Source organism: Tianxiuia mixotrophica (assembly GCF_050596425.1).
Taxonomy (GTDB): Bacteria; Bacillota; Clostridia; order Peptostreptococcales; family Acidaminobacteraceae.
This window is the reverse complement of the sequence record NZ_CP192292.1, coordinates 693,733-706,817: the sequence shown is the minus strand read 5'-3', so window position 1 is coordinate 706,817 and position 13,085 is coordinate 693,733. Positions and strand designations below refer to the sequence as shown.

11 protein-coding genes are annotated in these 13,085 nt (G+C 38.2%); 3 read left to right on the top strand and 8 right to left on the bottom strand.

Features of this window, described 5'->3' with window-relative positions; genetic code table 11:
- Window positions 1-20: 20 nt before the first annotated feature.
- Window positions 21-764 carry a hypothetical protein gene (locus ACQ4KW_RS03215; RefSeq protein WP_430885097.1) on the top strand — a complete coding sequence of 248 codons (744 nt, stop codon included), beginning with the start codon at window positions 21-23 and terminating at the stop codon, window positions 762-764.
- A gap of 385 nt (window positions 765-1,149) precedes the next feature.
- Window positions 1,150-1,602, top strand: coding sequence for a hypothetical protein (locus ACQ4KW_RS03210; RefSeq protein WP_430885096.1), 453 nt, complete (start codon window positions 1,150-1,152; stop codon window positions 1,600-1,602).
- Between the two features lie 153 nt (window positions 1,603-1,755).
- On the opposite strand, the gene ltrA is transcribed toward ACQ4KW_RS03210, so the two are convergent.
- The 6 genes from ltrA to ACQ4KW_RS03180 all read right to left on the bottom strand — a co-directional run bounded on the left by ltrA (window position 1,756) and on the right by ACQ4KW_RS03180 (window position 9,609).
- Window positions 1,756-3,177, bottom strand: a complete 1,422-nt coding sequence (ltrA, locus tag ACQ4KW_RS03205; protein ID WP_430885095.1) for a group II intron reverse transcriptase/maturase — start codon at window positions 3,175-3,177, stop codon at window positions 1,756-1,758.
- A 626-nt stretch (window positions 3,178-3,803) separates the two neighbouring features.
- Window positions 3,804-5,165: a 23S rRNA (uracil(1939)-C(5))-methyltransferase RlmD gene (rlmD, locus tag ACQ4KW_RS03200; RefSeq protein WP_430885094.1), complete on the bottom strand. Its 1,362-nt coding sequence runs from the start codon at window positions 5,163-5,165 to the stop codon at window positions 3,804-3,806.
- Between the two features lie 204 nt (window positions 5,166-5,369).
- Window positions 5,370-7,274: a ribosomal protection-like ABC-F family protein gene (gene abc-f / locus ACQ4KW_RS03195; RefSeq protein ID WP_430885093.1), complete on the bottom strand. Its 1,905-nt coding sequence runs from the start codon at window positions 7,272-7,274 to the stop codon at window positions 5,370-5,372.
- A gap of 656 nt (window positions 7,275-7,930) precedes the next feature.
- Window positions 7,931-8,131, bottom strand: a complete 201-nt coding sequence (locus tag ACQ4KW_RS03190; RefSeq protein WP_430885092.1) for a hypothetical protein — start codon at window positions 8,129-8,131, stop codon at window positions 7,931-7,933.
- A 187-nt stretch (window positions 8,132-8,318) separates the two neighbouring features.
- Window positions 8,319-8,975 (bottom strand): HAD family hydrolase, encoded by a 657-nt coding sequence (locus ACQ4KW_RS03185; RefSeq protein ID WP_430885091.1) that lies wholly within the window; start codon window positions 8,973-8,975, stop codon window positions 8,319-8,321.
- A gap of 64 nt (window positions 8,976-9,039) precedes the next feature.
- Window positions 9,040-9,609, bottom strand: coding sequence for a class I SAM-dependent methyltransferase (locus tag ACQ4KW_RS03180; protein WP_430885090.1), 570 nt, complete (start codon window positions 9,607-9,609; stop codon window positions 9,040-9,042).
- A gap of 79 nt (window positions 9,610-9,688) precedes the next feature.
- Here ACQ4KW_RS03180 and ACQ4KW_RS03175 point away from each other — a divergent pair, with 79 nt between their 5' ends.
- Window positions 9,689-11,413, top strand: a complete 1,725-nt coding sequence (locus ACQ4KW_RS03175; protein WP_430885089.1) for a sensor histidine kinase — start codon at window positions 9,689-9,691, stop codon at window positions 11,411-11,413.
- A 315-nt stretch (window positions 11,414-11,728) separates the two neighbouring features.
- On the opposite strand, the gene ACQ4KW_RS03170 is transcribed toward ACQ4KW_RS03175, so the two are convergent.
- Together ACQ4KW_RS03170 and ACQ4KW_RS03165 are read right to left on the bottom strand one after the other, a co-directional pair.
- Window positions 11,729-12,154 carry a thioesterase family protein gene (locus tag ACQ4KW_RS03170; RefSeq protein ID WP_430885088.1) on the bottom strand — a complete coding sequence of 142 codons (426 nt, stop codon included), beginning with the start codon at window positions 12,152-12,154 and terminating at the stop codon, window positions 11,729-11,731.
- A 224-nt stretch (window positions 12,155-12,378) separates the two neighbouring features.
- Window positions 12,379-13,083 carry a metallophosphoesterase gene (locus ACQ4KW_RS03165; protein ID WP_430885087.1) on the bottom strand — a complete coding sequence of 235 codons (705 nt, stop codon included), beginning with the start codon at window positions 13,081-13,083 and terminating at the stop codon, window positions 12,379-12,381.
- Between the last annotated feature and the right edge of the window lie 2 nt (window positions 13,084-13,085).

Genomic DNA, 13,085 nt, shown 5'->3' with positions numbered 1-13,085 from the left:
ACTTAAACGGGAGGATATTTATGTCAAAAGATGCTAAAAAACTCTATGCCCAGCAATGGGATGCTAGCGCTGATAATCTAGATAACAATAATAATTACTCATGGATGTGTGACTGTGTTAAAGATTATCCCAAAATACTTGAAGTTGGTAGTGGTACTGGTCAAAGTACTTTAGCCTTGTTGAACGCAGGTCACAAAGTAGTTTCAATAGAAGTCAACGAATATTGTGTAAAAGCTACAGAAAATAGAATTTCTAAAGCGGGTTACAAAATTGCAAACAGTTTTGAAAATATCGATACAGCTGATTTAGTACTACTAAATGGAGACATAAGTGATGATGCTATATGTAATGAATTATACCAATTAAACTTGGATCTTTTTTTATGTTGGAATATAGGGTCGTATTGGTCAAAAGAAATGATTCAAGATTATTCATACAAAATGCAAGTGTACGGTTTAACAGTCCCGCAAATCAAAGCAAATCCTGAATCATCTTATGCAGAATTTATAATATGGCAAACATGTAAAGTCGCAAAAAAATGTAATGCAGACGCTCATCTTATCGAGAGACTTAGTAATGAAATATCTTTAGCTGATAAATCTTATTACGACGCTCTAAAAGATGAATTCAAGTACACTAGTACATCTTATAAACAAGTTAAGACAAAAACAATATCTGACGGTGGGCGAGCACTAAGTGTTGCAAATAAGGTAATAAATAAACGTGAAATTCCTATATATCTAACGTCTATTTTATATAAATAGTCTGTTATAAATGATTTTGAACTATGGCACTTCATGAAAAATTCAGAAGGGAGGGAGCACATTGGCAAATATATATGACAAATTAAATGATATCCACTATTTTCTTGATTATCGAGCCGATGAATTAAACTATGGCTTACAAAATCAGAATATACTTTATTGAGCTCATAAATTAAGTGATATTTATTCCATATACTGTATAGCAAGAGCTAATTTACATTATATTGATAATGAAAATTTTGGAGATTTTGCTCAAGACGATATATCAATCAAGTTTGTTAAAACCCAACTAATAATGAATGCATTGAACTATTACAATTTCTTGGTGGATTTCAGCTGGCAATTAGTATGGTTTAGTATACGAACTGATTTAAACGATAAATTGATGACAAGTAAAATTTATAACGACACAGCTAAAGAGTGTAATTTTGAAGTTCTATGTTATAATCTTAGCCTATTAGAAGATTATAAGACACGAGATTACATTTTAAGAGTATTTTTTAACGACAACTTAGTGAGGGATATTCGAGAAAAATGGAATTTCATGAAACACAGAGGATCATTTTACTTTGATGATTTAGGCATTAATCCATCTTTGATGATGTTTGCCTTCAATAATATGAGAGTTCCTATAGTTAATCGCCAATCTCTTGATATTGAAGAGTATAAAGAGAAACTAATAAAATTCGATAACAAATTCTACAAGTACATAACCCACATAATGAGCATAATCTTCCCTCAAGATTTTGTTACAGATAGAAATTTGATGAATTCTACGGTTAATTACTGTATGACTTATAATGAGCAAATCAAAGACTATAACCGTAAACTTCTATGATTTTACTCGAATGATTGCAAACTCAAACATAGGAATTAATTCAAAACTTTCTTCCAGATTTCATAATTTAAACAATCGAGTAGGAGGTCATTCATTAATTGAATGACCGACCTCTCACACCACCAAGCATACCGTTCGGTACTTGGCGGTTCTTTAGTTTACAGTTACTTGTTTGTTATAGTAATCAAAGAAAAAGATGTAACCTATATCCTTTAATTTTTGATTGCTAAGGCTACGACTAAGAATTGGGCTATTGGATATTCTCCAGTAGCCTTTTCTTGTATTAGCATATTCCCATGCTTTACCTTCTTCTATACCTAGATGTTTTAGGTATTTGAATTTCGTTTTGATTTTCTTCCACTGTTTCCAATAAATCATTCTTAATCTTCTTCTAAACCATTCATCGGTTTTCTTTAGAAGTGTCTTCATATCCGCTATTTTAAAATAATTTATCCAGCCGATTATATAGCTTTTCAATTTATCTCGTCGTTTGTCATTTCCCCATCCATTACTTCTTGAGGTTAATTCTTTAATTCGTTTCCTCATTTTATATATTGCTTTTGGATGGATGCGTAGTCTTGCTTTCTTTCTGAAAATATAGAAAGTAAACCCTAGAAATTTTACATTTCTTACATGGCTATCTACTGTCTTTTCTTTATTTATTTTCAGAAATAGTTTTCCTTCTATAAATGGCTGTATGTTCGTCAATGTTCTTCTTGCAGCTTTCCTACTTCTACAGAATATCATTAGGTCATCTGCATATCTCACAAAACGGTGACCACGACGTTCTAATTCTTTATCAAGTTCATTTAACATGATATTACTCAATAACGGACTTAGCGGTCCACCTTGCGGTGTCCCCACTCCTGTTGCTTTAAAGGTATGTTTAACAATAACTCCTGCTCTTAAATATTTATGAATCAGTGAAATAACTCGCCCATCTTTGATGGTTCTTGATAAAACTTCAATTAATTTACTATGATTAACTGTATCAAAGTATTTCTCTAAATCCATATCTACCACATATTTATAGCCTTCATCAATGTTTTCCTTACATCTCTTCATTGCATCATGAGCACTCCTTTTAGGTCGAAATCCAAAACTATTATCCGAGAATTGCTCTTCAAATATCGGCGTTAGTATCTGTGCTATTGCTTGTTGCACAACTCTATCAACTACCGTTGGAATACCTAGTTTTCTCACTTTTCCTTTTTCTTCTTTAGGTATTTCTACCCTTCTTACTGCTTGTGGTTTATATTTACCACCTAAAATTTGCTCTATAAGAGTTGCACCATGATTTTCAAGGTGAAGTTTAAGCTCTGTAACCTCCATGCCATCAATCCCTGATGCTCCCTTATTCGATTTTACCTTCTTAAATGCTTTATTCATGTTGTCTCTTGATACAATCTTTTCAAGTAAATATTTACCTTCCAAGTGACTGTCGATAAGGTTGTTTTCAGTTATCTTTGGTAAATCATGCGCTTTTACATATCCTCTCTGTTCCACAGATACTTTTTGTAAATAGCCTTCTTTATGAAGTTGTCTGCATTTAATTTTACTTTCAGTAACATTCATTGACTCTTATCTCCTAAAGTTCCGTCCTTCCTACCGCATCTATACCTGCAATAGTACTATGACTTCTGCTGACTTCTCATGATAAATCTTATTTCAACCGTGTTTCATACTCTGTTTCCACACGTCCATGAGATCTCCCCAGGTAAGAACGCAATCTTCCTCTCCATCTATCTGCCACATTTACACCTTTTGTTCTCGAGTAGTTATTGGGCTTTGATTTGTTAGGCAATCTTACCCACAAAAGTATGCCTTATATGTGATTTCTGTTCGTCAGACCAGAGATTTGCCATCCGGCTTCCTTCAGATTCCTCGTCACCGAGGACACCCTTGCCATTGGCTATACGCTTTCCACTACTAGGACGCGTTAGGGACTTTAACCCATAAGATTGCGCCCATGCTGGGCGCACCTAAAAAACCCTAGATTCTACACTTATGAATCTAGGGCATTTTACTATCTAAACTTCCATTTTCAAATCTCAAAATACACTGCTGGTAGACGTGTTCCCACGTACCAGGTCATATTGCGATTTTAATTTTGATACTCCTTTTTAGGTCTTTTTGGGGGTAATTTTCGCTATTTTTGCTAAAACTAAAGAAGTCATAAAAGTGCTTAAACTCCAGTAAAATCAAGGGTTCTGGCGTTGTAGTCGCACCACTGTCTCCACATGCGGCGTATGAGGAAACATATCCACACAGCAGACCTTCTTAACACTGTAGCCCGCTTCCTGCATCTGCTTCAAGTTCTCCGCCAGTGACACTGGGTTACAGGAAATATAGGTAATGCCTTTCACCCCATAATCAAGAATCTTTGACAAGGTTTTTTCGTGTATGCCCACTCGTGGTGGGTCGACAACGATCACATCTGGCTTTTTCTTCACTTCATCCAGTTTAACAAAAACATCACCTGCTAGAAAATCGCAGTTATCCAGCTTGTTAAGCTTGGCATTTTCTTCTGCGGCCTTCACGGCGTCTTCAATGATTTCTATACCGGTTACGTGGTCTGCCCGTTCAGCCATAATTTGAGCAATGGTGCCTGTGCCGCTAAATAAGTCAAAGACATTTCTTGACTCAATGTGGTCCATGTATTCCATGGCTTTTTCATATAGAACTTCTGCACCTAGGGTGTTTGTCTGGAAGAATGAGTAGAAGGACACCCTAAACTTTAAGTCGAAAAGTTCTTCCATATAGTAGTCACGGCCATACAGCACATCATAGTCACCGCGAACAACTTGGGCTATGCCATCATTAACGATGTGAAGAATACCCACAATGTGGCCTTGAAGTTTAAGGTCAAGAAGCATGTCCACATAAGGCTTTAAGTCGTGTTCTTCGTGAGAAGACGTCGATAGACCAATGAGAATTTCGCCTGTCTTTTTGCCTTTTCGAACATTTAAATTTCTAAGGTAGCCCCCTGTGTGACGGACACCGTCGTATTTTGCAATTCCCCTGTCAATAAAGTGCTTGTGGGTCTCTGCTAATATCACATTGAAGTCTTTATCCGCAATTTTACACTGGTCCACTGTGACAACATCATGGTAACGGCCTTTTTTGTGCATGCCCAGTGTAAGCGGACCCCCCTTTTCTTCGTCACCAAAGGAGTACTCCATCTTATTTCGGTAATGATAAATTTCTGGTGAGGCCACAACGCCGCCCCACTCATAGTCTTTAACGCCCGCTTCCTCAAGAAGACCTTGTACCTGATCGCCCTTTAGTTTGACTTGGTCTTCATAGCTTAGGGTCTGTCTGGCACATCCACCGCAACGTCCAAAGTGCGGGCAGAAAGATTCCACTTCATTTGGAGCCTGTTCTAAAACTTCTAGAACTGTTGCATCTATTCTATTTTGTTTTTTCTTTTTTATGCGGGCCTTGATTTTCTGTCCCGGTAGTGCCCCTTTGACCTGAATTTTATGACCTTCATAAGTTCCAATAGCCTTTGATGGAAAAGCCACCCGATCTATGGTTAATTCAATAATACTGCCTCTTTTCATGACAACCTCCGCTCTACTAATTCATTAATTTTATTCGTATACTCTATATCAATAAAATCTATATCAAGACAATCTATGTCCAGTTCATAAACAAAAACAAAAGCTGAGAATCCCGTAGCATCTCAGCTTTTTGTCAGTCTTTTTAGTCAAAATTTATCTCAGATTATTATATCTTATCCGCCTTCTTGCCACAAGGCATTTTAATTAGTCTTGCAGACTCATCCACTCTTCCATAAGGGTGTCATATTCTGATTTCAAGGCATTTAAAATGTCATACTGTTTCATAAGAGCGTCGTATTCCAGTTCAGACCCATGAAGCTTTCCTTCCACATCGGAAATTTGAACTTCTTTTTCAGCCAAGTCCTGCTCTAGCTTTTCGAGTTTCTTTACCCGCCTTTTCTCAGCGTTTTTCATTCTCTTTTCATCAGAATCCCGGTAGTTTTTGGCCTTCTTTTCCTTTTCTGCATTATCTGCATTCATTCGGGCCTGTAAGAGGGCTTCTTTAAGGGCACGGAAGGCTTCATAATTTCCTTCAAAATCCGTTAGTCCATCTTCAGTGAGTTCCAGTATCCTATCTGCAATTCTATTAATCAAATATCTATCATGGGATATAAAGAGGATTGTTCCATCAAAATTCTCAAGAGCCATTTCAAGCATCTCCCTCGACGGAATGTCCACATGGTTTGTGGGCTCATCCATAATCAAAAAGTTGATGCCTTGTTCCATCATAAGACACAGCTTAAGACGGACTTTTTCGCCCCCCGATAGGGAGGAAACTTTTTTATAAACGTCATCAGCAATGAATAAAAATCTCGCCAGTTTGCTCCTGCAGGGTCCTTCATTGTAGCCTGTTTCAGCATTGAAGTACTCTAGCACTGTTCGGTCAGGCGCTTCAAAGGCAATATCTTGGGCTAGATATCCAATATGCGTTCTAGCGCCTAGTCGAAGTCTTCCGTCCATCGGCTCCATTGTGCCTAGAATCAACTTAAATAGGGTTGACTTGCCTATCCCATTTCGACCAACAAGGGCCACCCTGTCCTTAAAACGCAAATCCATATCCACGTTTTTAAAAAGCTCTATCTTGTCATATCCAGCAGAAATGTTTTCCATGGATAAAACTTCTTTGCCAGACCGTCCACTGCTTTCAAAGTTTAACTTGATATTGCTTTGGTCTTCAAAAGGCTTGTCCATTTTATCAATACGGTCAATACGTTTTTCCATGGATTTGGCCCGGGCATACATCTTATCGCTGTCACGCATTTCGCCCCAGATTCTAAACCTTTGAGCGGCTTCTTCCATGGCTCTGATTTTTCTTTGCTGATTCTCATAGGCCTTGAGTTGCTGTCTGAGCCACTCATCTTTTTCAGCCATGTACTTGCTGTAGTTGCCCTGCCAAACGCGACTTGTCTTCCTCTCGATTTCAACAATTGTGTTCACCGTGCGGTCAAGAAAGTATCTGTCATGGGAAACTATTAGAACAGCCCCCCTATACTCTTTTAAGAAGCTTTCCAGCCACTCCACCGATTCCACATCCAGGTGGTTTGTCGGCTCATCAAGCAGGAGGATGTCCGGCGCTTCCAGTAGTAGACGCCCCAGCATGGCCCTTGTTTTTTCTCCCCCGCTAAGGGTTTCAAAGGATTGATGTATAAATGACTCTAGCTTTAGACCTGTTGTAATCCGTCCAAGCTTTTCTTCTATGTCATATCCCCCTCCAATTTCATACTCTTTTTGAGCCCTATCATAGTTTTCCATAAGGTCTTCAAGGGCCTCTCCACCGACTTGTCCCATCTGCTTTTCCATATTTCGCATGGCTGTATGAATATCGGTTAGGTCTTTAAAAGCACTTTCAAGGGTTTCCATGACGGTCATATTCTCTGGCCATTTTGGAATTTGCTCTAAGTATCCAATTTGGGCACCTTTTGCCCTGTGGACAAACCCCTCTGTAGGGTCTTCTTTTCCACTAATAACTTTAAAAAGTGTGGTTTTTCCCGCCCCGTTTCTTCCAATCAGTCCAAGACGGGCATCATCTTGTATATCAAAATGTATATCTTCTAAGATGCTTTCAGCACCATAACTTTTCTTTACGTGTTCTATATTTAAAACGATCATAATCTTACCTCCGGATTTTTGATTTATATTTTCACCTTTTTAAACCTTGAATCTAGCCTGTGATAGTAAGATAAACACTTGTTTTCGCAAATGACTTATTTTCACATTCGGTTTTTACTTAGTGATTTAATTTATAGCCAGTTTAAGTAGCCTGCAAAATTATACGCACCAATAATTCGATGCTATTTTTGCAAGACAATGAGCTCAACCACTTCAGTCGACTGGTCCTAGCTCAATTAAAAAATGCCTGAATATATAATATCCAGGCATGGTTTCTTTTAGTAAATTTCTTTTAGTAAATTTTATTTTATAAATTTCATCCCATAAAATATGCCTTATAATACTTTTCTCATTATAAGTTACTCTATAAGAAGTTGATTTATAAGCTTTCCTAAAATTCTTTTAATGCCCAGATGCAACATCTGAACACATGGGGTAATTTTAAGGGTCTCGGCTTTATGTAGTCAGCTTAATTTCCAGCTTGATCTCTACATCTTCTAAATATACTAAGCGACTTTCAAAATATCTATTCGAGTTCTCTTTTGGTTCAATATCAGTATATAAATCCTCCTAAGTATCTATACTTAAAGCATCTATACTTAAAAATAATTCATCGTATGATAAGAACTAAACTCTATACTTAGAGAGCGCTTCATCTAGGAAACTGTCAACCCACTTAAATCAAAATTGGTGTCAGAATGATTGCTTCTTATCGCATATTCATTTGTCTTGGTGTCCATAAAAATGGGCACACCTATCCCGTAAACGGCTTCCATTGTGCCTGCTTTCATATGGGATCTTAACTTATAAATATCGCTTTTATCTTGCTTAAAAGCTTTTGCGATCAGCTTTTTCATCCTGTTCACCTCCTTGGTATGATCATGTTTTTACTACTTTAGCAAATGGCTTGGTTAAATGTTAATTTTATAGACTCCATTATAAGTCTTTTTGACCATTTGTCTTTTCAATAAATCTCTAGGTGACTTTGTACTTCTATCACCATACATAGTCTATCAAAAAAATTTTAATGTTGCCATTACAGTATTATGACAATTGGTCAAGAAGGGCACTGTAACTCTCTAAATAGTGGTCAGCATCTGCCTCAATTTCACTTCTAAACTCTGCAGAAAGTTCATCATAGATGGCAATCACTTTCATGCCTGCGCTTTTTGCCGCCTTAACACCGGCGTGGGTGTCTTCAAAAACCAGACAGTGTTCTGGCCTAACATTTAGGTCCTCAGCCACCTTTAAAAATATATCAGGGGCTGGTTTGCCCTTATCAACCTGACAAGACGTTCGCACAGACTGAATATACCTTTCAATCCCCCTGGCCTTAATAACAGCGTCAGCCAGTTCTGGAGAGTTTGATGTTCCAATCCCCATAGGAAGGCCCTTTGCCTTAAAAACTTCGAGCATCTCCTGAACAAATGGTTTTAGCTCAATTTTATTAGTATAAAGATCTAAGGCCATGGCATTCCACTCAGCCTTTATGTCATCTATATCGTCTTCTATATTGAATCTATTTTTGAAATACTGAGCTGTTTCTGTAAAGCTCATACCTTCAATATCCTTTTGCAGGTCATCTGGAAGGGGATGCCCATGTTTTTCTAAGTAGTCAATATCCACTTGCTTCCAAATCCACATGGAATCCACAAGTGTCCCGTCCAAATCAAAGATAATCGCCTTAATATTGCTTAACATTTTGCCTCCTATTTTGCCTGCATCTGACGTGCTAGTATATATACCTTTTATTCACCAATCAATTCTATTCTTTAACAGCTATTATAAGGTAAAAGCGATCCGATAAATGGATTGTTTTTTCCATATAGAAGCCTGCCTTAATCAGCATTTGAATCATTTCCTGCTCAGATATACGAATACCGTATTTTGGTCCTTGCTCCATTTTTTCTTTCATCCATTCAAGAACGGCAATTTTACCCCCTGGCCTTAATGAAGCAGACGCTTCAATGAGAAAAAGTTGTGGGTCATCCACTTCATGTAGAACTGTTGAAATCATAGCCACATCGAGGCAACCGCCCTCAATGCCATCCCTGGTCAGTGTGATTCTGCTTTTATGAGCATCATCCAAGCGGTCTTTCAAACCATCAAGCATTTCCTGACTAATATCCATGGCAATAACATGCCCATCTTTTCCAACACGCTCGGCTGCAGGAATGGAGAAGTAACCAATACCACACCCAAAGTCACCAAAAACCTGCCCAGATTCGAGCCCTACCGCATCGAGAATATCTTGGGGCGGCAATTCCTTGTATCGATCTGGATGTTCTAGTTTGTTCATATTCTTAGGATTAAACACTTTATTTTCATTATGCATAGTTTTTTCCTCCATCTATATGACATTCGCCTTTAATTGGGTATGTATCACATATATCATACCATTTGAGGTGGTGTTTATGTCAAAGATTAATTTTTTAAACAAGTTGCTCCCCAATATAATAATATCCTTAATCATAGTTTCTTTGATTTCCATTGTTACCTTTTGGTTTATCTTACGGGGCACCCTTTATGCGGCTTCTGAAGAGGATTTTTTTGATCATGGGGAAATATACTCTCTTATTATTGAGGAACATGTCGATAAACTCAATTCTGTAGCCTTTCAGCTTGGCAGTCGCACTCAAATGCGCACGGCTCTGCAAGGCTTTATTCGTGATGAAATTTCATTAGAAGAGGCCACTGACCGCATTAATCCTAAACTTAAAGACGGCGTAGAAGCTTCCCGCGAGGCATCAGGTGCCATATGGATTGATCAGAAGGGTCAAGTGGTGGCCCGCCACGGGACAACAGAGCCTTCTCTTGATTTTCCATCCATTTCGGCAAAGCTCATGAATGAAGACATGTATATCAGTGCTCCTATTGTTCTAAATGAAAAAACTTACTTTAGAATTGCAACAAAGCTCATTTCGGGCGATGACAAGCATCTCGGATATAACATCGTTTATTTTCCGACTTTAAAACTTGAACAGCTCGTTAAGCGCAAACTTGACAAGGATGATCACTTTAAGATCATTGGTTTGTCCGAATCCTATGAGACCATTTTAAATTTTAGTTTTGACCCTATAGAAAACCAACATGTGCAAGAGCGCATATCACAAATAAAGTTCAATACAATACCAGAAAACGGCATTTATTTTGAACACAATGGATATGCCATTACTCTTGTACCTATTATTGGAACCCCTTGGTTTGTTGAAAACAACATCATCCTCACTGACTTACACCGTCCAATCAATCGATTGCTTACCATGTCTTTTATACTTATTTTAATCATGGTTGCAATATCCATACTCAGTTCATGGAAGATTGTTCAGGCATCTGTGAAAGAGGTCAATCTCTACCAAGACAAGCTTATGGATACCAATGAGGAACTCAGTGATTCTTTGAAGGAACTTAAGAAGACTCAGGACCAGCTCATTCGGCGCGAGACCCTTGCTGCCCTTGGAGAGCTTGTTGGTGGCCTTATGCATGAACTCAACACCCCTATTGGCACCGCCATAACATCCCTTAGCTTTATGGACAGCGAGGTCAAGGGTCTAGTTGATCCAAAAAAACAAGATGTGTCTCACTACAATGAGGCTTACAATATCACTCTTAACAATTTACAAAAGGCCGTTTCCAATATTGAGACATTCCGCATTCTCAACATGGACCAGGCCACTCTTGAAATGCGCCGTATTGCACTAAAAAGTTATATTGATGAAGTCGTTATGAGCCTTAAGCCCAAGCTTAAGAGAACATCTCATACAGTGACAGTCAACTGTGATGATCACTTGTTTGCGGTGACAACCCCTGGTCTATTATCACAGATACTCACCAACCTCATTACCAACTCTTTAAAACATGGTTTTGAAAATATGCAAAACGGCTCAATCACCATTGACGTGAAACGGGAGGGGAATATTCTTTTTATTGACTATACAGATAACGGTGTTGGCATACCTGAAAATCATCTGCCCCATGTGTTCGAACCCTATTTCACAACCAAACGGCACGATGGTGGAACGGGCCTTGGCCTCCACATTATATACTCTCTTGTGACCTCACAGCTGCAAGGTACCATTGATATCGAAAGCAGTCCCGGCCAAGGCACTAAATTTAAAATTTATTTTCCAGTAAGTTAAATTGAATTGAGTTCAGCCCCTTTAACAAAGCAAACGACTTAATAAGCTAAACGACTTAACAGGGCAAACTTCAAATTTTTCCACAAATTAAGAGACTGTTATGATAACAGTCTCTTTGGCTGTCGACAAAGTCGTCAGATCAGCAACTTGCAGATAATTTAGAAAGACATGGCGCAGATAAAATCCAATTATTGAACCTATTTGAATACATGATTTAAGCGGTTTTTATCTAGCAATGCAGTGTTTTGGCGTTTTTCTACAAACTGAGAGACTGTTGTAATAACAGTCTCTCTAATAATTGATGCTTATTCACACTTAGAAGTCATGGTTTTCCAGTGCTTCTTCACGCTTGTTGGCTTTTCCCAGCAAGCTCTTTTTGTTGACAACATAACGAACATGTTGACCGGTACCAATCTGTCCAACTTCATCAAAGGCTTCCATTGAAAGTTTCACCATGGTATCTGTCGCTTCGTCAATCGTAACCTTCACCGTCACTGTTTCACCAAGGGTTGTTGGCTTTTCATGATCGGCGTGTACGGACTTACCTACAGTGATGAAACCTTCCGGCAGCTGCTGATCCAATAGTCTTGCACTTGCTTCGATCATCATTGCAATAAGACTTGGAGTCGCAAATAGATTTTCCAGTTGCCCGCTTCCATAGTTCAATGCCGTATCTGTTTCTGTTACATGCTTTTGAACTGTGAACGATTCACCGACTTTGAATTTTGGAGTTTGAATCATCAAATCACCGCCTTCTTTTAGAGTATTGTGTCAATTCTCCTAAGGTTAGATCTATAAGTAGGATTCCGTCCTTTTCTTCCAACCTCTGGTTATTATATATTTACACAAGTTTTCCTAATTTTATTCATGTATACACAACGAACTTCGCACAAAAAAAGAAATCCAGTTTAGATCAATGTCTAAACCGGATAATTTCTCGTCAAATCAGCTTGAACCGTATATGCCTAATCGATGATTTTAAGAGCCTGAAAGTTCAAATAGTCACAGGAGGTTAGTTGGTATACAACGCCCTCATGTTCGCCTTGAAGCCCTGTCTGAAAAGCATACTCTGAATGGAGGTGACCGTAAATAACTTTTTTGACACCGTATGCTTCATATACTTCTAAAAATCCTGATCGTTCTTTCATATCGTTGGTTGGTGGATAATGTGTCATAACAATAAAGTTTTCATGACCTGCTTTTTTAGCCGCATCAAGGGACAGCTTCAATCTTAATAATTCCCGCTCATATATTTTTTGATCGTTTTCATCAAACTTATTGGGATTGGGACAAAGCCAGCCACGGGTACCACATATGGCAAATGTGTCTTCCTCGCTCTTGTATTCATAAAAATTATTCTGAAGAAAATCCATATCATCATAGAGGGCTTGTAACTTTTTTAGCGATGCCCACCAGTAGTCGTGGTTGCCCCTAAGGAGTATTTTACGTCCTGGCAGTTTATGTATCCATTCTAGATCAATCAGGGCATCACTTAGACGCATGGCCCATGATATATCCCCTGGTATAAGCACTGTATCCGTCTCTTTTATATTCGCTTCCCAGTAGGCCTTAATTTTATTTTCATAATCATTCCAGTTTTCTCCAAACACATCCATGGGTTTGTCTGAAGAAAAGCTTAAATGTAAATCTCCAATTGCATATAATGCCATAT